At 61.1% G+C, this 21,740-nt stretch carries 5 protein-coding genes and 2 rRNA genes; 4 read left to right on the top strand and 3 right to left on the bottom strand.

Annotated features, from left to right (window positions below; all coding sequences use genetic code 11):
- Positions 1-110 (top strand): 5S ribosomal RNA (gene rrf, locus KGA88_RS18340); the annotation flags it as partial.
- A 108-nt stretch (positions 111-218) separates the two neighbouring features.
- A 5S ribosomal RNA gene (gene rrf / locus KGA88_RS18335) occupies positions 219-334 on the top strand.
- 121 nt (positions 335-455) lie between these two features.
- Here the strand turns inward: rrf (KGA88_RS18335) and KGA88_RS18330 are convergent.
- Positions 456-1,166, bottom strand: coding sequence for a GntR family transcriptional regulator (locus tag KGA88_RS18330; protein ID WP_110661295.1), 711 nt, complete (start codon positions 1,164-1,166; stop codon positions 456-458).
- A gap of 194 nt (positions 1,167-1,360) precedes the next feature.
- On the opposite strand from KGA88_RS18330, the gene lapG reads away from it, so the two are divergent.
- Both lapG and lapD read left to right on the top strand, forming a co-directional pair.
- Positions 1,361-2,053, top strand: a complete 693-nt coding sequence (gene lapG, locus KGA88_RS18325) for a cysteine protease LapG (protein WP_110661294.1) — start codon at positions 1,361-1,363, stop codon at positions 2,051-2,053.
- 14 nt (positions 2,054-2,067) lie between these two features.
- Positions 2,068-4,014 carry a cyclic di-GMP receptor LapD gene (lapD, locus tag KGA88_RS18320; protein ID WP_110661293.1) on the top strand — a complete coding sequence of 649 codons (1,947 nt, stop codon included), beginning with the start codon at positions 2,068-2,070 and terminating at the stop codon, positions 4,012-4,014.
- Between the two features lie 81 nt (positions 4,015-4,095).
- Here lapD and KGA88_RS18315 read toward each other — a convergent pair whose 3' ends face one another.
- Positions 4,096-4,434, bottom strand: coding sequence for a tryptophan synthase subunit beta (locus KGA88_RS18315; RefSeq protein ID WP_110661292.1), 339 nt, complete (start codon positions 4,432-4,434; stop codon positions 4,096-4,098).
- A 145-nt stretch (positions 4,435-4,579) separates the two neighbouring features.
- Positions 4,580-21,697 (bottom strand): retention module-containing protein, encoded by a 17,118-nt coding sequence (locus KGA88_RS18300; protein WP_317851672.1) that lies wholly within the window; start codon positions 21,695-21,697, stop codon positions 4,580-4,582.
- Positions 21,698-21,740 lie beyond the last annotated feature (43 nt).

The following is a 21,740-nucleotide window of genomic DNA, read 5'->3' as shown; positions in this document are numbered from 1 at the left end:
GACCATAGAGCGTTGGAACCACCTGATCCCATCCCGAACTCAGCAGTGAAACGATGCATCGCCGATGGTAGTGTGGGGTTTCCCCATGTGAGAGTAGGTCATCGTCAAGATTAAATTCCGAAACCCCAATTGCGAAAGCAGTTGGGGTTTTGTCTTTAAAGTAGAAACATCAAGAATTCGCTGGCACGTCGCTACAGACGGACTGGCACACAGAATTTCTTGACGACCATAGAGCGTTGGAACCACCTGATCCCATCCCGAACTCAGCAGTGAAACGATGCATCGCCGATGGTAGTGTGGGGTTTCCCCATGTGAGAGTAGGTCATCGTCAAGATTGAATTCCGAAACCCCTGTCTGCTAACGCAGACAGGGGTTTTGTCGTTTCAGGGGTACTGAAAAGGCCGGGATGAAGCGATCGAACTCTGCAGTGCGCCTCCCCGGGCTGCCGCTGCGGATCACGTTGCCGTGTTTTTGGTCTGGACTTCAGGGTTGTTGAGGTAGCGCGTAATGACCTCGACCGCGCGGTTCAGGTGATGTTCTAGCAGCTTTACGGAGCGTTCGACGTCCCGGTCTTCGGCGGCCCGTAACAGTGCCTTGTGGTCGTCCTGGGACAGTTTGCCCAGGCCCATGGCTTCCAGGTTGAAACGCAGGAAGCGTTCTTCCTCGTTCAGCCCGTCTTCGACCAGTCTCAACAGCCGACGGTTGGGCGCCCGGCTATAAAGCGCCATGTGGAACAGACGGTTGAGCCGGCCGATTTCGCTGTAGTCACTTTGCGTTTCGAGTTCGTCGATGTAATGAGCGGCCTGTTCGAGATCCTCATCCTGGAGAAGTGGCACGGAGAGACGCAAGGCTTCGGATTCCAGCAGGATGCGCAGCGCATAGGTTTCCACGGCGTCGCCCTGGACCAGCGGCGCGACCACAGCTCCCTTATGAGCAATCACGTTGAGCAGCGATTGTGCTTCGAGCTGGCGCAAGGCTTCGCGTACGGGCATGCGGCTGACGCCGAACAGGTCGGCGAGGTCTTGTTGGCGTAGGGCTGCACCGCAGGGAATTCGCCCGTCAAGTATCGCCGAGCGCAGGGTTTCTTCGATCACCGAGCGAGCCAGATGTGCGGGAATTGGCCCGTTGACCTTGATACTGCTGAGAGGGTTGGGCTTTTGTGTCACTAAACGCACCCTGAGTGATGAATTTTTTGGATCCAAATGACAGTAGTAACTGCCTGACAGCTTGTCAAACAAGCGAACGAGTACCTTTCTTGCAGTTTAGCGCGCCGCCAGTGATCTCACCGTGCCATTGTCTTTTTCCGGTCTAACCTTCACCATTCGAACGACTCCCTCCTGCCCACCCAGGATGCCTCGCATTGGCGGCATGTTTAACGATCCCCCGGATTTTACGCTGGCTGTGCAGCGCATTGCTGCTGGCTGGCGTGATGCTGGGCAGCTTGAGTGCCGATTGGGACTTTTCCCTGATCAGCCGGCGGGCGCAGGCATTGTACGGGCCTTTGGGAGAAGGTCAGCAGCGCATTAATGATTGGCAATACTTGCTGGCCAGCCAGAAGCAGCTCGGCGAGCTGGAACAGCTCAACGTGGTCAATCGCTTCTTCAACAAACAGCTGCGATACGTTGAAGACATCGATCTGTGGCATGAAGTCGATTATTGGGAAACCCCGATCGAAGCCCTCTGGAAAGGCGCGGGTGACTGTGAAGACTACGCTATTGCCAAGTACTTCAGCCTGCGTCACCTCGGTGTCTCCAGTGAAAAGCTGCGTATTACCTACGTCAAGGCACTGACCCAGAACCGCGCGCACATGGTGTTGACCTACTACTCGAGTCCGGAAGCCGAGCCCCTGGTGCTCGACAGCCTGATTGAAGCAATCAAGCCGGCCAGCCAACGAAAGGATTTGCTGCCGGTCTACTCTTTCAATGCAGAGGGATTGTGGTTGCCGGGTGCCAAGGGCAACAAAAAGGTCGGCGATACCAAGCGTCTGTCACGTTGGCAGGATGTGTTGAAGAAAATGCAGGCCGAAGGATTCCCGGTCGAGACGACTAACTAGGAGCACGTGCTCAGATGTCCTTGTTCAAACAACTGTTGATCGCTATCTGTCTGTTCCTGGTGGTCGCCTTCACCGGCAGCTTCATGGTCAGTCTGGAGAGCTCGCGCACTCAGTACGTCAACCAGTTGCGCTCTCATGCCCAGGACGCCGCGACGGCGCTGGCGCTTTCCCTGACCCCGAATATCGACGACCCGGCGATGGTCGAGTTGCTGGTCAGCTCGATCTTCGACAGCGGTTACTACGCGAGCATACGCGTGGTTGATTTGAAGACCGACCAGACCCTGGTTGAGCGCACGGGCATTCCGGCGGTCAACAACGTTCCGGACTGGTTCGTCAAACTGATTGGCCTGGAGCCCGCCGGTGGTGATGCGATCGTCAGCCGGGGCTGGGAGCAGGCTGCCCGGGTCGAGGTGGTCAGCCACCCGATGTTTGCGCTGGCCAAGTTGTGGCAAAGCGCTTTGGGCAGTCTGGGCTGGTTGCTGCTATGCGGCGCAGTCAGCGCGGTACTCGGCGCGCTGTTACTGCGTCAGCAACTGAGACCGCTGGATTACATGGTTCAACAATCTCACGCTATTGCCCGGCGGGAATTCCTCAGCCTGCCGCAACTGCCGCGCACTCCCGAGCTTCGTCGGGTCGTACAGGCCATGAACCAGATGGTCGAGAAGCTCAAGGCGTTGTTCCAGGAGCAGGCCGAGCGCAGTGAAAAACTGCGGGTCGAGTCCTATCAGGACTCGTTGACCGGGTTGGCCAACCGGCGTTATTTCGAGATGCAGCTGAATGCGCGGGTCAGCAACCCGGAACAGGCCAGTTCCGGTTACCTGCTGCTGTTGCGGGTCAAGGATCTGGCCGGGCTCAACCAGCGTCTCGGTGGCCAGCGCACCGATGAAGTGCTCAAGGCCGTCGGTGAGCAACTGTCTCGCGAGTGCGCCAAATACCCGGAAACCCAGAACCTGGTGACCCGTATCCGCGGTGGCGAATTTGCCGTGCTGGCCCCGGGACTGGTGCGCGAAGAAGCTTTGCAACTGGCACAGAACCTCGACAGTGCCTTGGCCAGTCTTCACGCTACCGGCGCCACCGATGTGGCTGCCGTGGCTTCTATCGGTCTGGCCCCCTTTGCTCACGGCGACTCACCGCAAACCGTGCTCAGCCTCGGCGATCAGGCGCTGGCGCAGGCCGAAAGCCAGGGCGAGCAGAACTGGGCCTGTATCGAGCACAGCCTCGCGGCCAGTGTCGGCGACGATCACCACGCTTGGCATCTCATGCTCGACCAGGCGCTGACTCAGCAACGTTTCGAGCTGTATTTCCAACCGGTCGTGGCCGCTCAAGACACGCAACTGGTGCTGCATTACAAAGTGCTGTCACGCCTGCTCGACGAACACGGCCAGACTATCCCCGCCGGGCGCTTTCTGCCTTGGCTGGAGCGCTTCGGCTGGACTGCGCGCCTGGATCGGCTGATGCTCGAGCGGGTGTTGGAGCAAATGAGCGGGCATGAAGAGTCGCTGGCGCTGAATCTTTCGTCGGCGACCCTGGGCGACCCGCAGGCGCAAAACAAAATCTTCGAGATACTGCGTGCGCACTCCAACCTCGGTCCGCGTCTGACCCTGGAGATTGGCGAAGAGCAACTGCCTGACCAGGCAGTACTGGAACAACTGACCCGGCGCCTGCGCGAACTCGGCTTCTCCCTGAGCCTGCAACGTTTTGGCGGACGCTTCAGCATGATCGGCAACCTGGCACGGCTGGGGCTGGCGTACCTGAAGATCGACGGCAGCTACATTCGCTCGATCGATCTGGAAAGTGACAAACGCCTGTTCATCGAGGCGATCCAGCGAGCGGCGCACAGCATTGATTTGCCGCTGATTGCCGAGCGGGTCGAGACGGAGGGTGAGTTGGCGGTGATTCGCGAGATGGGGTTATACGGTGTGCAGGGCCAGCTGTTCGGCGAACCCAAGCCCTGGAAATGACTCTTGGAGACGAGTTGTCAGTGACGCCGGCATCGCGGGCTTGCCCGCGATGCCGCTGGACCAGTCACTGAAGATCAATGATCAGATCAATCCGCTTTCATTCTCATCGATCAACTGACTCAACCCACCCAACGCCTCACGCGCCTGGGTCCGGTCCATCAGTTTGGCCTGGGCCGCCGGTGGCAGGTCGGTGACGCGGATCACGCCTTTCTGGGTCAGCACTTGAATCAGGTCATCGAGTACCCGAATCATTTCAAAGTCGCTCTGCTTGAGCTGTTTGAGGCTGTTCTCCACCGCTGCATTGGCAAACCAGGCCTGGATCTCGTGATGGTCGGCCGGCAGCGTTTCCGTGGCCTCGGCATAGGCGGCGGGTTCCACGCGTACCAACAGGCCCTGCGCATCGCGTTGCACGTAAAACATTGAGCATCCCTCGGAATTGAACCAGCGTCGTGCTGTCAGCAGCATAGGTCAACTGCGCGCCAGTATGTGGCGCGGCGACGAAATCGTCACCGGGCAGTGGACACAAACGTGACGGCCGCCCCATAAGGGCGGCCGTTTTCGTGCATCAGCTGTTGTTGTGATCGATCTTGATAGTCGGGTCGCTACCGGCAATCAGGTTGTGTAGGTTGGCGCTCGACCAGTTGTTGCCTTCCAGTTTGATCGTCACGTCAGGCGTGGCGGCGGCCGCGTTGCCAGAGTTGAACTGGCCGGTTGTGCTGACCTGCAGCGACGACACGCCATCGACCGTGGAGATCTTCAGGAAGTTGTCGATGGTGCTGCCGGTTTCACCCTGCAACAGATCGCGCAAGTCGATCCGGTCACCTTCGCTGGCCTTGAAGTCCTTGATCACGTCGTTACCGGTGTCGCCCGCTTTCCAGACGAAGGTGTCGCCACCGGAACCGCCAGTCAGGATGTCATTGCCCTTTCCGCCCAGGAGAAGGTCATTGCCGTCACCACCGTCCAGCAAGTCGTTTCCGGTCCCGCCGAGCAGGATGTCATTGCCGGCGCCGCCGTAGAGTTTGTCGTCGCCGCCCTGGCCAAAGATGATGTCATTGCCGGCATTGCCCAGCAGTGTATCGGCACCGTCTTGAGCGCCAGACACATCGAACACGGTGTAGTGCTCGGTGATGTACTGGTGCACGTTGCTTGGTGTGACCTGGTTGGTTTCGACCCCGGTTTGCAGCCCGACAAAAGCCTGCAGCGAGGCGTAACCCTCGCCGGTGACGCTGTTGAAGCTCACCAGGTCGCCGAAGATGATGTCATTGCCATCACCGCTGTTGACGGTGTCTTTGCCCGGTAGCGTGGCCTCGCTGTGGCCGAGGATCGCGTTGGCCAGATCCGCAGGATTGATATTGGCCAGCGGCTTGCCGTCGGTGGTGTTGTAGGGGGCCAGATCGCTTTCCTTGACATCGTTGTTCAGGCCGATGGCCTGAACAGTCGAGTTGGCAGCCGCCAGAAGGGCAAATGCCGCTGCGGCATTCGAGGCACTGGTCCAGTCAACGTAACCATCGCCATCGTTGGCCGACAGCTCATAAGTGCCGTCACCTTGCGCATGAAGTGTTACGCCACTGATCTTGGAAGAGGTCCAGTTGTTCTTGTTGTCCACACTCCATTTGTAAACGGCGCCACTCGCATCGACCAACAAGCGGGAGACACCGTCGATCACTTTGGAGAACGCATAGCCAGGCTTGTAGTCACCCACCTTCAAAAGGCTGTCCAGAGTCAGGTCCGTGACGTTGTTCGACTTGTAGTCGACGACGACCGGGTTGGTCTGCTCACTGCTGGTATAAGCGGTCGGCTCACCGTCGGTAATGAAGTAGGTGAGATTGATCGCGTTCGGGTTGCTCTTCGCATCAGTGCTGTAGAACCAGTTGGCGGTGGTCTTGAACACGTCCTCGTAGTTGGTGTAGCCACCCGATTTCATGCCGTCGAGAACCGACTTCAAGTTCGCCAGGGCATCCTTGCTGGACAGGTCGATCGAAATCGATTGTTTGACCGTCGTGTCGAAGTCGACGAGGAACACTTTCACAACGCCCGGGTTCGCGTCTTTCGAAGTCGCACTGGCGATCAGCGAAGTGAACACCGCTTCCAGGGACTTCTTCGCCGCCGCCATGGCGCTGTCGCCCATACTGCCCGAACTGTCGACCATGAAGGCGATGTTGTAGTTCTGGCCTGGTGTGACCGTCAGCCCACCGATATCCGACACCACGATGTCATTGCCACTGGTGCCGGTGACTGTGTCGTTGCCTGAGGTGGCAGTGAGCGGGTTGTACACCGCCGGATTGATCGTGATCGGAATCTGCGTCGTGTTGCTGGCCGAATCACCCTGGCTCTCGGTCGAGACTGCCGTAACTGTCAGCGTGTTGGTGCCGGTGGCGTACGGTGCCGGGGTGTAGCTCAACTTGCTCACATCCCACCCGCTGAGGTCGACGACGCCGTTACCGGTTGTGCCGGTAAAGGTGTGCGTGCCATCGGTCAGGGTCGCACCTGCCGGGATGCCGCCGATCGAGGTAATGGTCTGGGTTTCAGAGCCATCGGTGTCCGCCGACGTTACCTTCAAGCCCAACGCAATGCTGCTGTTCTCGGCCACCTGAGTCGCGGAGGAGGTCACGATCGGTGTATCCGCAACCGCGGTCACACTGATGTCCAGCGTGGTGCTTGAACCGGTATTGGTGGTGTAGGTCACCGTCGGAACCTTGCCACTCCAATTGTCGGCCGGGGTAAAGCTGTATTCGCCGTTGGCGCCCAGCGTCAGCTTGCCCACGTTTGCGATGGTGGCAGTGCCCCCTGCGGTGTACTCGGTGCCCCCGATTGTGAATTTGGTCACGGTGAGGGCGTTATCCACATCGCGGTCGTTGGTCAGTACGTTGCCGGTGGCGACCTTGTCCTCGAGGGAGGTTTTGAGGTCGGCAGCCAGCACACTCGGATCGTCGACCGGGGTGACGCTGATGTTCAGGGTCGAGGTGACGTTGGGTCCCAGACCGTCGGTGACGGTGTAGGTGACGGTCGGCACCGTGCCGTTGTAGTTGGCGGCCGGGGTGAAGGTGTAGGCGCCGTTGGCTGCGATCAGCAGGGTACCGACATTGGCGATGGTCGCCGTGGTGCCGGCGGTGTAAGTGGTCCCGCTGACGGTGAAACTGACCACGCTGACCGGGCCGTCGACGCTGCTCGTGCCAGTGAGGACGCTGCCGGTGAGGGCGGTGTCTTCCAGGGTCGAGACGGTTTCGCTGGCGTCGGTGAAGTTGTCGTTGACCGGCGTAACGCTGATGTTCAGGGTCGAGGTGTCGTCTGTACCGGAGCCGTCGGTGACGGTGTAGGTGACGGTCGGCACCGTGCCGTTGTAGTTGGCGGCCGGGGTGAAGGTGTAAGCACCGTTCGCGCCGATCACCAGGGTGCCGACATTGGCGATGGTCGCCGTGGTGCCGGCGGTGTAAGTGGTCGCACCGATGGTGAAGCTGACCACGCTGACCGGGCCGTCGACGCTGCTCGTACCGGTGAGCACGCTGCCGCTGAGGGCCGTATCTTCCAGGGTGGAGACCGTTTCGTTGGCGTCGGTGAAGTTGTCGTTGACCGGGGTAACGCTGATGTTCAGGGTCGAGGTGTCGTTCGGTCCCGAACCGTCGGTGACGGTGTAGGTGACGGTTGGCACCGTGCCGTTGTAGTTGGCGGCCGGTGTGAAGGTATAGGCGCCGTTGGCAGCAATGACAAGGGTGCCGACGTTGACAATGGTCGCGGTCTGGCCGGCGTTGTAAGTGCCTGTAACACCTTCGATGGTGAAACTCACCACGCTGACCGGGCCGTCAACGCTGCTCGTGCCGGTAAGGACACTGCCGCTCAAGACGGTGTCTTCAGCGGTGGTCACGCTTTCGCTGATGTCGGTGAAGTTGTCGTTGACTGGCGTAACGCTGATGTTCAGGGTCGAAGTGTCGTCTGTGCCGGAACCGTCGGTGACGGTGTAGGTAACAGTCGGTACCGTGCCGTTGTAGTTGGCAGTCGGGGTGAAGGTGTAAGCCCCATTAGCTGCGATCAGCAGGGTACCGACGTTGGCGATGGTCGCGGTCTGGCCGGCGGTAAACGTGCCAGTCACACCGTCGATGGTGAAGTTGACCACGCTGACCGGGCCGTCAACGCTGCTCGTGCCAGTGAGGACGCTGCCACTGAGGACGGTGTCTTCCAGGGTCGACGCCGTTTCGTTGGCGTCGCTGAAGTTGTCGTTGACCGGCGTAACGCTGATGTTCAGGGTCGAGGTGTCGTTAGGTCCCGAACCGTCGGTGACGGTGTAGGTGACAGTCGGCACCGTGCCGTTGTAGTTGGCGGCCGGTGTGAAGGTATAGGCGCCGTTGGCACCGATCACCAGGGTGCCGACGTTAGCGATGGTTGCCGTGCTGCCGGCGGCGAAGGTGGTATCACCGATGGTGAAGCTCTCCACGCTGACCGGGCCATCGACGCTCGAGGTGCCGGCCAACACACTGCCGGTGAGGGCGGTGTCTTCCAGGGTCGAGACCGTTTCGTTGGCGTCGGTGAAGCTATCGTCGACCGGAGTGACGCTGATGTTCAGGGTCGAGGTGTCGTTAGGTCCCGAACCGTCGGTGACGGTGTAGGTGACAGTCGGTACCGTGCCGTTGTAGTTGGCAACCGGGGTAAAGGTGTAAGCGCCGTTCGCCGCAATCACCAAGGTACCGACATTGGCGATGGTCGCCGTAGTGCCAGCGGTGTAAGTGGTCGCACCGATGGTGAAGTTGACCACGCTGACCGGGCCGTCAACGCTCGAGGTGCCGCTGAGGACACTGCCGGTCAAGGCGGTGTCTTCAGCGGTGGTCACGCTTTCGCTGATGTCGGTGAAGTTGTCGTTGACCGGCGTAACGCTGATGTTCAGGGTCGACGTGTCGTCTGTGCCGGAACCGTCGGTGACGGTGTAGGTGACGGTCGGTACCGTGCCGTTGTAGTTGGCGGACGGGGTGAAGGTATAGGCCCCGTTGGCTGCGATCACCAGGGTGCCGACGTTAGCAATGGTTGCCATGCTGCCGGCGGAGTAGGTGGTTTCACCGATGGTGAAGTTAACCACGCTGACCGGTCCGTCGACGCTCGAGGTGCCGCTGAGGACGCTGCCGGTCAAGGCGGTGTCTTCCAGAGTCGAGACCGTTTCGTTGGCGTCGGTGAAGTTGTCGTTGACCGGCGTAACGCTGATGTTCAGGGTCGAGGTGTCGTTGGGTCCCGAACCGTCGGTGACGGTATAGGTGACGGTCGGCACCGTGCCGTTGTAGTTGGCGGTCGGGGTAAAGGTGTAAGCCCCGTTCGCTGCGATCACCAGGGTACCAACATTGGCGATGGTCGCGGTCTGGCCGGCGGTGAAGGTGCCAGTCACACCTTCGATGGTGAAGTTGACCACGCTGACCGGACCGTCAACGCTGCTCGTGCCAGTGAGGACGCTGCCGCTGAGGGCGGTGTCTTCCAGGGTCGATAGCGTTTCGCTGGCGTCAGCGAAATTGTCGTTGACCGGCGTGACGCTGATGTTCAGGGTCGAAGTGTCGTCTGTGCCGGAACCGTCGGTGACGGTGTAGGTAACAGTCGGCACCGTGCCGTTGTAGTTGGCGGCCGGGGTGAAGGTGTAGGTGCCGTTGGCTGCGATCAGCAGGGTACCGACATTGGCGATGGTCGCCGTGGTGCCGGCGGTGTAAGTGGTCGCACCGACGGTGAAGTTGACCACGCTGACCGGGCCGTCAACGCTGCTCGTGCCAGTGAGGACGCTGCCGGTGAGGGCGGTGTCTTCCAGGGTCGAGACCGTTTCGTTAGCGTCGCTGAAGTTGTCGTTGACCGGCGTAACGCTGATGTTCAGCGTCGAGGTGTCGTTAGTTCCCGAACCGTCGGTGAGGGTGTAGGTGACCGTTGGCACCGTGCCGTTGTAGTTGGCAGCCGGTGTGAAGGTGTAAGCGCCGTTAGCGCCGATGACCAGGGTGCCAACATTGGCGATGGTCGCGGTCTGGCCGGCGGTAAACGTGCCAGTCACACCGTCGATAGTGAAGTTGACCACGCTGACCGGGCCATCGACGCTCGAGGTGCCGCTGAGGACACTGCCGCTCAAGGCAGTGTCTTCCAGGGTCGATACCGTTTCGCTGGCATCGCTGAAGCTGTCGTCGACCGGCGTGACGCTGATGTTCAGGGTCGAAGTGTCGTTAGGGCCCGAACCGTCGGTGACGGTGTAGGTGACGGTCGGCACCGTGCCGTTGTAGTTGGCAGCCGGGGTGAAGGTGTAGGCCCCGTTCGCCGCGATCACCAAGGTACCAACGTTGGCGATGGTCGCCGTGGTGCCGGCGGTGTAAGTGGTCGCACCGATGGTGAAGTTGACCACGCTGACCGGGCCGTCGACGCTGCTCGTACCAGTAAGGACGCTGCCGCTGAGGGCGGTGTCTTCCAGGGTCGAGACCGTTTCGCTGACGTCGCTGAAGTTGTCGTTGACTGGCGTAACGCTGATGTTCAGGGTCGAGGTGTCGTTGGGTCCCGAACCGTCGGTGACGGTGTAGGTGACAGTCGGCACCGTGCCGTTGTAGTTGGCGGCCGGAGTAAAGGTATAGGCACCGTTCGCCGCGATCACCAGGGTGCCGACGTTGGCGATGGTTGCCGTGCTGCCAGCGGCGTAGGTGGTATCACCAATGGTGAAGTTGACCACGCTGACCGGGCCGTCGACGCTGCTCGTGCCGGTAAGGACGCTGCCACTGAGGGCGGTGTCTTCCAGTGTGGAGGGCGTTTCGTTAGCGTCGGTGAAGTTGTCGTTGACCGGCGTAACGCTGATGTTCAGCGAACTGCTCGAGCCGGTATTGGTGGTGTATGTCACCTGTGGAACATCGCCATTCCAGTCGGCAGCCGGCTTGAAGGTGTAGTCGCCGTTGCTGCCAATGATCAGCGTACCGACACCCGCGATGGTCGCGGTATGACCAGCGCTGAAAGTGCCAGACACTCCGTTCACGCTGAAGCTTGCGACGCTCAGGACATTATCGACATCGTGGTCGTTGGTCAGCACGTTGCCGACCGCGTTGTGATCTTCTTCGACGGTGATCCTGTCCGCCTGCAGCACGCTGGCGTCATCGACGGGAGCAACGTGCACCACCAGTGGCAGCGAGGTGCTGGCGCTTGGGGCATCGCCGTCTTTGGCAGTGGCCGTCACGGTCAGGGGGATGTCGCCATTGAAGTTCGTCGGCGGTGTCAGCTTGAGCGTGGCCAGGTTCCAACCCGTAATGTCCACCGACGTCGAGCCGTCGGCAGCATTGAAGATGTGGGTGCCATCGGTGAGCTTGGTACCCGCCGGCAAGCCGCTCAGTGTGAGGGTTAGCGTTTCCGAACCGTCGACGTCATTGGTGTGGGCCTGGATGGTGGACAACAGGATCGCGTTGTCTTCAAGGCCCGAGTTGAGCACCTGAGTGACATTGATGTTGTCCAGCACGCCGCCCAGGCTGTTGCTGTCCCCGGCGCGGAACTCGAGTTTCTGGTTGCCATCGGCAGTGACCGGAACGTCGAAGCTGTAGTGCTGCATGCCCGGGGTCGAGGTGTTCAGGGTGCCAATGAGCTGGCCGCCCCAGTACACGTTGATCAGCGAATTATCTACGCCGGCACGCGGTGCATAGTCGAGCGACACGTTGTACGTGGTGCCGGCCTTCGCATCGATAGTGGTGTAGAGGTTGCTCGCATCACCGGTATTGCGCTCAAGTTCGATGACCTGGTTATCGCCACCGGCACCGTAGACGCTGGCCTTGCCGATTTCGACCGCGCCCCCGCGGTTATCAGTGTGCCAGACGCCGTTGCCGAGCTTGCTGACATCGAGGTCGATGGTCGAACCGCTCACAGCGACTTCCTGGAAGTCGGTCGAGGCAACCATGCCGCCACCGGTCAGCGACAGGCTCGGGGTATCGGTCACTGGCGCAACGACGATGGTGCCGGTCGCCGAATTGGCAGAAGGCATGCCCCCGTTGTCGGTCGAGCTGTAGGTGAAGCTGGTGGTGCCACTCCAGTCGCCGGTGGGCTTGAAGTAAACCGTCGCGCCATTGGCCGTCGCGGAGATCACGCTGCTGCTGGTGAGCTCGATGGTCCCGGCGGCGTCTGCGTAAAACTTGCCATTGGCCGGCAGGCTGGTCAGGGTGAAGTGGTTGACGCTGCCGTCAATGTCACTGCCGCCGAGCTGCACGGCGATCACATGATCTTCATCACCCCTGGCCGAGGTGGAGTTAACGGTCGGAGCGTCGTTGACCGGGTTGACCGTGATGTCCAGCGTGCTGGTGGAGTTGGTGTTGGTGGTGTAGCTGACCTGTGGAACCGCGCCGTTCCAGTTTGCGGCAGGGGTGAAACTGTAATCGCCGTTGGTGGCGATAGTCACCGTACCGACGCCGGTGATAGTCGCGACTTGACCCGCGGTAAAGGAGCCGGGGACGCCTTGTATGGTGAATGTCGCGACACTCAGAGCGTTATCGACATCGATGTCATTGCCAAGCACGTTGCCGGTTGCAGCGTGGTCTTCATCGACGGTCTTGGTATCCGCGACCAGGACACTCGGGTCATCGACCGGGGTGACGCTGATGTTCAGGGTCGAGGTGACATTGCTGCCCGAACCGTCGGTGACGGTGTAGCTGGCGGTTGGCACCGTGCCGTTGTAGTTGGTGGCCGGGGTAAAGGTGTAAGTCCCGTTGGTGCCGATGACCAGGGTGCCGACGTTGGCGATGGTGGCGGTGGTACCGGCGGCGTAGGTGGTTTCACCGATGGTGAAGTTGAGCACGCTGACCGGGCCGTCGACGCTGCTCGTGCCAGTGAGGACGCTGCCGCTGGCGGCGGTGTCTTCGGCGGTGGTTACGCGTTCGCTGATGTCGGTGAAGTTATCGTCGACCGGCGTCACGCTGATATTCAGGGTCGAGGTGACGTCGGTGCCCGAACCGTCGGTGACGGTGTAGCTCACGGTCGGCGCTGTGCCGTTGTAATTCTCGGCCGGGGTGAAGGTGTAAGCGCCGTTGGTGCCGATCACCAGAGTGCCGACGTTGGCAATGGTTGCGGTCTGGCCGGCGGCGTAGGTGGTTTCACCGATGGTGAAGTTCACCACGCTGACGGGGCCGTCGACGCTCGAGGTGCCGGTGAGGACGCTGCCGGTCACGGCGGTGTCTTCGGCGGTGGTCACGCGCTCGCTGGCGTCGGTGAAGCTGTCGTCGACCGGGGTGACGCTGATGTTCAGGGTCGAGGTGACATTGCTGCCCGAGCCGTCGGTGACGGTGTAGCTGACCGTTGGCACTGTGCCGTTGTAGTTGGCGTCTGGGGTGAAGGTGTAAGCGCCGTTGGTGCCGATGACCAGGGTGCCGACGTTGGTAATGGTTGCGGACTGACCAGCGGTGTAGGTGGTATCACCAATGGTGAAATTAACTACGCTGACCGGGCCGTCAACGCTGCTCGTGCCCGTGAGGACGCTGCCAGTCACGGCGGTGTCTTCGTTGGTGGTCACGCGCTCGCTGGCGTCGGTGAAGCTGTCGTCGACCGGGGTGACGCTGATGTTCAGGGTCGAGGTGACATTGCTGCCCGAGCCGTCGGTGACGGTGTAGCTGACCGTTGGCACTGTGCCGTTGTAGTTGGCGTCTGGGGTGAAGGTGTAAGCGCCGTTGGTGCCGATGACCAGGGTGCCGACGTTGGTAATGGTTGCGGACTGACCAGCGGTGTAGGTGGTATTACCAATGGTGAAGTTCACCACGCTGACTGGTCCATCGACGCTGCTCGTGCCCGTGAGGACGCTGCCAGTCACGGCGGTGTCTTCGGCGGTGGTTACGCGTTCGCTGATGTCGGTGAAGCTGTCATCGACCGGGGTGACGTTGATGGTCAGGGTCGAGGTGACGTCGGTGCCCGAACCGTCGGTGACGGTGTAGCTCACGGTCGGTACCGTGCCGTTGTAATTTTCGGCAGGCGTGAAGGTATAAGCGCCGTTGGCGCCGATGACAAGGGTGCCAACGTTGGCAATGGTCGCGGTCTGGCCGGCGTTGAAAGTGCCAGTAATGCCGTCGATGCTGAAGTTCACCACGCTGACCTGGCCGTCAACGCTGCTCGTGCCGGTGAGGACGCTGCCGCTGACGGCGGTGTCTTCTGCGGTGGTCACGCGTTCGCTGATGTCGGTGAAGCTGTCATCGACCGGGGTGACGCTGATGTTCAGGGTCGAGGTGACATCCGTGCCGGAGCCGTCGGTGACGGTGTAGCTGACGGTTGGTACCGTGCCGTTGTAATTTTCGGCCGGGGTGAAGGTGTAAGTCCCATTGGTGCCGATCACCAGGGTACCGACGTTGGTAATGGTTGCGGTCTGGCCAGCGGCGTAGGTTGTATCACCGATGGTGAAGTTAACCACGCTGACTGAGCCGTCGACGCTCGAGGTGCCGGTGAGGACGCTGCCGCTGACGGCGGTGTCTTCGGCGGTGGTCACGCGTTCGCTGATGTCGGTGAAGCTGTCATCGACCGGCGTGACGTTGATGGTCAGGGTCGAGGTGACGTCCGTGCCCGAACCGTCGGTGACGGTGTAGCTCACGGTCGGCACCGTGCCGTTGTAATTGGCGTCCGGGGTAAAGGTGTAAGTCCCGTTGGTGCCGATCACCAGGGTACCGACGTTGGTAATGGTTGCGGTCTGGCCCGCTGTGAAAGTGCCAGTAACGCCGTCGATGCTGAAGTTAACCACGCTGACCGGGCCGTCGACGCTGCTCGTGCCAGTGAGGACGCTGCCGCTGACGGCGGTGTCTTCAGCGGTGCTCACGCGTTCGCTGATGTCGGTGAAGCTGTCATCGACCGGGGTGACGCTGATGTTCAGGGTCGAGGTGACGTCGGTGCCGGAACCGTCGGTGACGGTGTAGTTCACCGTCGGTACTGTGCCGTTGTAATTTTCGGCAGGCGTGAAGGTATAAGCACCATTCGCGCCGATCACCAGGGTACCGACGTTGGCGATGGTGGCCGTTCTGCCAGCGGCGTAGGTGGTTTCACCGATGGTGAAATTGACCACGCTGACCGGGCCATCGACGCTCGAGGTGCCCGTCAACACACTGCCGCTGACGGCGGTGTCTTCAGCGGTGGTCACGCGTTCGCTGATGTCGGTGAAGCTGTCGTCGACCGGGGTGACGCTGATGTTCAGGGTCGAGGTGACGTCGGTGCCGGAACCGTCGGTGACGGTGTAGCTCACCGTCGGCACTGGGCCGTTGTAGTTGGCGTCTGGGGTGAAGGTGTAAGCACCATTTGCGCCGATCACCAGGGTACCGACGTTGGCGATGGTGGCCGTGCTGCCAGCGGCGTAGGTGGTTTCACCGATGGTGAAATTGACCACGCTGACCGGGCCGTCGACGCTGCTCGTGCCAGTGAGGACGCTGCCGCTGACGGCGGTGTCTTCGGCGGTGGTCACGCGTTCGCTAGCGTCGGTGAAGTTGTCATCGACCGGGGTGACGCTGATGTTCAGGGTCGAGGTGACGTTACTGCCGGAGCCGTCAGTGACGGTGTAGCTCACGGTTGGCACCGTGCCGTTGTAATTCTCGGCAGGCGTGAAGGTGTAAGCGCCGTTGGCGCCGATGACCAAGGTGCCGACGTTGGCGATGGTTGCGGTCTGGCCAGCGGCGTAGGTGGTTTCACCGATGGTGAAATTGACCACGCTGACCGGGCCATCGACGCTCGAGGTGCCCGTCAACACACTGCCGCTGACGGCCGTGTCTTCGTTGGTAGTCACGCGTTCGCTGATGTCGGTGAAGCTGTCGTCGACCGGGGTGACGCTGATGTTCAGGGTCGAGGTGACGTCGGTGCCGGAACCGTCGGTGACGGTGTAGCTGACCGTCGGCACTGGGCCGTTGTAGTTGGCGTCTGGGGTGAAGGTGTAAGCACCATTTGCGCCGATCACCAGAGTGCCGACGTTGGTAATGGTTGCGGTCTGGCCCGCTGTGAAAGTGCCGGTAACGCCGTCGATGCTGAAGTTAACCACGCTGACCGGGCCGTCGACGCTCGAGGTGCCAGTGAGGACGCTGCCGGTCACGGCGGTGTCTTCGGCGGTGCTCACGCGTTCGCTAGCGTCGATGAAGCTGTCGTCGACCGGGGTGACGCTGATGTTCAGGGTCGAGGTGACGTTGGTGCCGGAACCGTCGGTGACGGTGTAGCTGACCGTCGGCACTGGGCCGTTGTAGTTGGCGTCTGGGGTGAAGGTGTAAGCCCCGTTCGCGCCGATCACCAGAGTGCCGACGTTGGTAATGGTTGCGGTCTGGCCCGCTGTGAAAGTGCCGGTAACGCCGTCGATGCTGAAGTTAACCACGCTGACCGGGCCATCGACGCTCGAGGTGCCAGTGAGGACGCTGCCAGTCACGGCGGTGTCTTCGGCGGTGCTCACGCGTTCGCTAGCGTCGATGAAGCTGTCGTCGACCGGGGTGACGCTGATGTTCAGGGTCGAGGTGACGTTGGTGCCCGAACCGTCGGTGACCGTGTAGCTCACCGTCGGCACGCTGCCGTTGTAGTTGGCGTCTGGGCTGAAGGTGTAAGCGCCGTTGGCGCCGATGACCAAGGTGCCGACGTTGGCGATGGTGGCCGTGCTGCCGGCGACGTAGGTGGTTTCACCGATGGTGAAGTTCACCACGCTGACCGGCCCGTCGACGCTCGAGGTGCCGGTGAGGACGCTGCCGGTCACGGCGGTGTCTTCTGCGGTGGTCACGCGTTCGCTGATGTCGGTGAAGTTGTCGTCGGCCGGCGTGACGCTGATGTTCAAGGTCGAGGTGACATTGCTGCCCGAGCCGTCAGTGACGGTGTAGCTCACGGTTGGCACCGTGCCGTTGTAATTCTCGGCAGGCGTGAAGGTGTAAGCGCCGTTGGCGCCAATGACCAGGGTACCGACGTTGGTAATGGTTGCGGTCTGGCCGGCGGCGTAGGTGGTTTCACCGATGGTGAAATTGACCACGCTGACCGGGCCATCGACGCTCGAGGTGCCCGTCAACACACTGCCGGTGACGGCCGTGTCTTCTGCGGTGCTCACGTTTTCGCTGATGTCGGTGAAGCTGTCATCGACCGGGGTGACGTTGATGTTCAGCGTCGAAGTGACGTTGCTGCCCGAGCCGTCAGTGACGGTGTAGCTCACGGTTGGCACCGTACCGTTGTAATTCTCGGCCGGGGTAAAGATGTAAGAACCGTTTGCACCAATCACCAGGGTGCCGACGTTAGCGATGGTGGCTGTGCTGCCAGCGGCGTAGGTGGTTTCACCGATGGTGAAGTTAACCACGCTGACCGGGCCGTCGACGCTCGAGGTGCCAGTGAGGACGCTGCCGGTCACGGCGGTGTCTTCAGCGGTCGTCACGCTTTCGCTGATGTCGGTGAAGCTGTCATCGACCGGCGTGACGTTGATGGTCAGGGTTGAGGTGACATTGCTGCCCGAGCCGTCGGTCACGGTGTAGCTCACCGTTGGCACCGTGCCGTTGTAATTCTCGGCCGGTGTGAAGGTGTAAGCGCCGTTTGCGCCAATCACTAGGGTGCCGACGTTGGCGATGGTCGCGGTGCTGCCAGCGGTGTAGGTGGTATCACCAATGGTGAAATTAACTACGCTGACCGGGCCGTCAACGCTGCTCGTGCCCGTGAGGACGCTGCCAGTCACGGCGGTGTCTTCGTTGGTGGTCACGCTTTCACTGATGTCGGTGAAGCTGTCGTCGACCGGAGTGACGTTGATGTTCAGGGTTGAGGTGACGTCGGTGCCCGAACCGTCAGTGACGGTGTAGCTCACCGTCGGCACTGTGCCGTTGTAATTCTCGGCCGGTGTGAAGGTGTAAGCGCCGTTTGCGCCAATCACTAGGGTGCCGACGTTGGCGATGGTCGCGGTGCTGCCAGCGGTGTAGGTGGTATCACCAATGGTGAAATTAACTACGCTGACCGGGCCGTCAACGCTGCTCGTGCCCGTGAGGACGCTGCCAGTCACGGCGGTGTCTTCGTTGGTGGTCACGCTTTCACTGATGTCGGTGAAGCTGTCGTCGACCGGGGTGACGTTGATGTTCAGGGTTGAGGTGACGTCGGTGCCCGAACCGTCAGTGACGGTGTAGCTCACCGTCGGCACTGTGCCGTTGTAATTCTCGGCCGGGGTAAAGGTGTAAGCACCGTTAGCGCCGATCACCAGAGTGCCGACGTTGGCGATGGTTGCGGTCTGGCCTGCGGCGTAGGTGGTTTCACCAATGGTGAAATTAACCACGCTGACCGGGCCGTCAGCGCTGCTCGTGCCAGTGAGGACGCTGCCGGTCACGGCGGTGTCTTCGCTGGTGGTCACGCTTTCGCTGATGTCGGTGAAGCTGTCATCGACCGGGGTGACGTTGATATTCAGGGTCGAGGTGACATTGCTGCCCGAGCCGTCAGTGACGGTGTAGTTCACGGTTGGCACCGTGCCGTTGTAATTCTCGGCAGGCGTGAAGGTGTAAGCGCCGTTGGCGCCGATCACCAGGGTGCCGACATTGGCAATGGTCGCGGTCTGGCCAGCGGCGTAGGTGGTTTCGCCAATGCTGAAATTGACCACACTGACCGGGCCGTCAACGCTGCTCGTGCCAGTGAGGACGCTGCCGGTTACGGCGGTGTCTTCGTTGGTGGTCACGCTTTCACTGGCATCGATGAAGCTGTCGTCGACCGGGGTGACGCTGATGTTCAGGGTCGAGGTGACGTCGGTGCCCGAACCGTCGGTGACCGTGTAGCTGACCGTTGGCACGCTGCCGTTGTAATTGGCGTCTGGGGTAAAGGTGTAGGCGCCATTGGCACCAATGACCAGGGTACCGACGTTGGCGATGGTTGCAGTCTGGCCCGCTGTGAAAGTGCCATTGACGCCGTCGATGGTGAAGTTCACCACGCTGACTGGTCCGTCGACGCTCGAGGTGCCAGTGAGGACGCTGCCGGTCACGGCGGTGTCTTCGCTGGTGGTCACGCTTTCGCTGATGTCGGTGAAGCTGTCGTCGACCGGCGTCACGCTGATGTTCAAGGTTGAGGTGACGTTAGTGCCGGAACCGTCGGTGACGGTGTAGCTCACCGTCGGCACCGTGCCGTTGTAATTCTCGGCAGGCGTGAAGGTGTAAGAGCCGTTAGCGCCGATCACCAGGGTACCGACGTTGGCAATGGTGGCCGTGCTGCCAGCGGCGTAGGTGGTTTCACCGATGGTGAAATTGACCACGCTGACCGGGCCATCGACGCTCGAGGTGCCCGTCAACACACTGCCGGTGACGGCCGTGTCTTCTGCGGTGCTCACGTTTTCGCTGATGTCGGTGAAGCTGTCGTCGACCGGGGTGACGTTGATGTTCAGGGTCGAAGTGACGTTGCTGCCGGAGCCGTCAGTGACGGTGTAGCTCACGGTTGGCACCGTACCGTTGTAATTCTCGGCAGGCGTGAAGATGTAAGAACCGTTTACGCCAATCACCAGGGTGCCGACGTTGGTAATGGTTGCGGTCTGGCCTGCGGCGTAGGTGGTTTCACCAATGGTGAAATTAACCACGCTGACCGGGCCGTCAACGCTGCTCGTGCCAGTGAGGACGCTGCCGGTCACGGCGGTGTCTTCGCTGGTGGTCACGCTTTCGCTGATGTCGGTGAAGCTGTCATCGACCGGGGTGACGTTGATATTCAGGGTCGAGGTGACATTGCTGCCCGAGCCGTCAGTGACGGTGTAGTTCACGGTTGGCACCGTGCCGTTGTAATTCTCGGCAGGCGTGAAGGTGTAAGCGCCGTTGGCGCCGATCACCAGGGTGCCGACATTGGCAATGGTCGCGGTCTGGCCAGCGGCGTAGGTGGTTTCGCCAATGCTGAAATTGACCACACTGACCGGACCGTCAACGCTGCTCGTGCCAGTGAGGACGCTGCCGGTTACGGCGGTGTCTTCGTTGGTGGTCACGCTTTCACTGGCATCGATGAAGCTGTCGTCGACCGGCGTGACGCTGATATTCAGCGTCGAGGTGACGTCGGTGCCCGAACCGTCGGTGACGGTGTAGCTGACCGTCGGCACGCTGCCGTTGTAGTTGGCGTCCGGAGTAAAGGTGTAAGTCCCGTTGGCGCCGATCACGAGGGTGCCGACATTGGCGATAGTGGCTGTGCTGCCAGCGGCGTAGGTGGTTTCACCAATGGTGAAGTTAACCACGCTGACCGGGCCATCGACGCTGCTCGTGCCAGTGAGGACGCTGCCGGTCACGGCGGTGTCTTCGTTGGTGGTCACGCGTTCGCTGATGTCGGTGAAGCTGTCATCGACCGGGGTGACGTTGATGTTCAGCGTCGAAGTGACGTTGCTGCCCGAGCCGTCAGTGACGGTGTAGCTCACGGTTGGCACCGTACCGTTGTAATTCTCGGCCGGGGTAAAGATGTAAGAACCGTTTGCGCCGATCACCAGGGTACCGACGTTGGCAATGGTGGCCGTGCTGCCAGCGGCGTAGGTGGTTTCACCGATTGTGAAGTTGACCACACTGACCGGGCCATCAACGCTGCTCGTGCCAGTGAGGACGCTGCCGGTGACGGCCGTGTCTTCTGCGGTGCTCACGTTTTCGCTGATGTCGGTGAAGCTGTCGTCGACCGGGGTGACGTTGATGTTCAGGGTCGAAGTGACGTCGGTGCCCGAACCGTCGGTGACGGTGTAGCTGACCGTTGGCACGCTGCCGTTGTAATTGGCGTCTGGGGTAAAGGTGTAGGCGCCATTGGCACCAATGACCAGGGTACCGACATTGGCGATGGTCGCAGTCTGGCCCGCGGTGAACGTGCCATTGACGCCGTCAATGGTGAAAGTAACCACGCTCAGCACGTTGTCGATATCGCTGTCGTTGCTCAGCACGTTGCCGATCGCAGCGGTGTCTTCAGCAGTGACTTGGGTGTCGGCAGTCAAAACGCTTGGATCATCGACCGCCGTCACGGTGAGATCCAGTGTGCTGCTGGAGCCGGTGTTGGTGGTGTACGTAACTTGCGGTACAGCACCGTTGTAGTTGGCGTCTGGAGTAAAGGTGTAGTTGCCATCGGCACCGATGGTCAACGTACCGACGCCGACGATGGTCGCTGTCTGGCCTGCGGTGAAGCTGCCGGTCACGCCGGCGATGGTGAAGCCGGTGACGCTGAGCGGCGTCTGGGCATCGCTATCGTTGGTCAGTACGTTGCCCGTTGCGACGCTGTCTTCGGCCAGGGTGCCCGTATCAGCGGTCAGTACGCTCGGAGCATTGACGGTCGCGCCATTCGTAACGGTCGTGGTGGTCTGGTTGCCGGTATCGAGCGTAGTGGGGGTAGCAGTGGAATCAGGGCCGTTGGTTGGGAAGCCAATAGTCGGGTCGACGCGGCCAGCGGTGGCGTCGAGCATCACGAAGCTGTGACCGCCCCCGGCGGCACCGCCAGCAGAGCCTGCCGCCGTCGGGCCTGCAGCGGTGGCTTCAAGGTCTTTTGTCGGGTCAGCACCGGCGGCGATGGCTTGTTGCAGTTCTTCTACCGAAGGCGCGGCTTGTGCGGTGGCTGCTGCCAGGTCAGCACTGGAGTCCGGAGCACCGGCGCTCCACTGAGTGTCACGGCCCAGATCGAGGGTGCGGCCATCGGCCAGTTCCAGGGACACGGCACCGGAAAGGCCGGTGTCGACCTGGTCACCGGCGAACAGCTTGTCGCCTTCAACGAGAACGCGGCGGACGCCCTCTGGGGACACCACGAAAACTTGACCGACAATGCTTTTGACGATGGCCACAACACTGCTCATTGAAGACTCTCCGGGGTGTCACGTTCAGTTGACTTCCATAGGC

It is taken from the genome of Pseudomonas sp. A-R-19 (assembly GCF_019956575.1).
Taxonomy (GTDB): Bacteria; Pseudomonadota; Gammaproteobacteria; order Pseudomonadales; family Pseudomonadaceae; genus Aquipseudomonas.
This window is presented reverse-complemented; position numbering and strand designations above follow the sequence as displayed.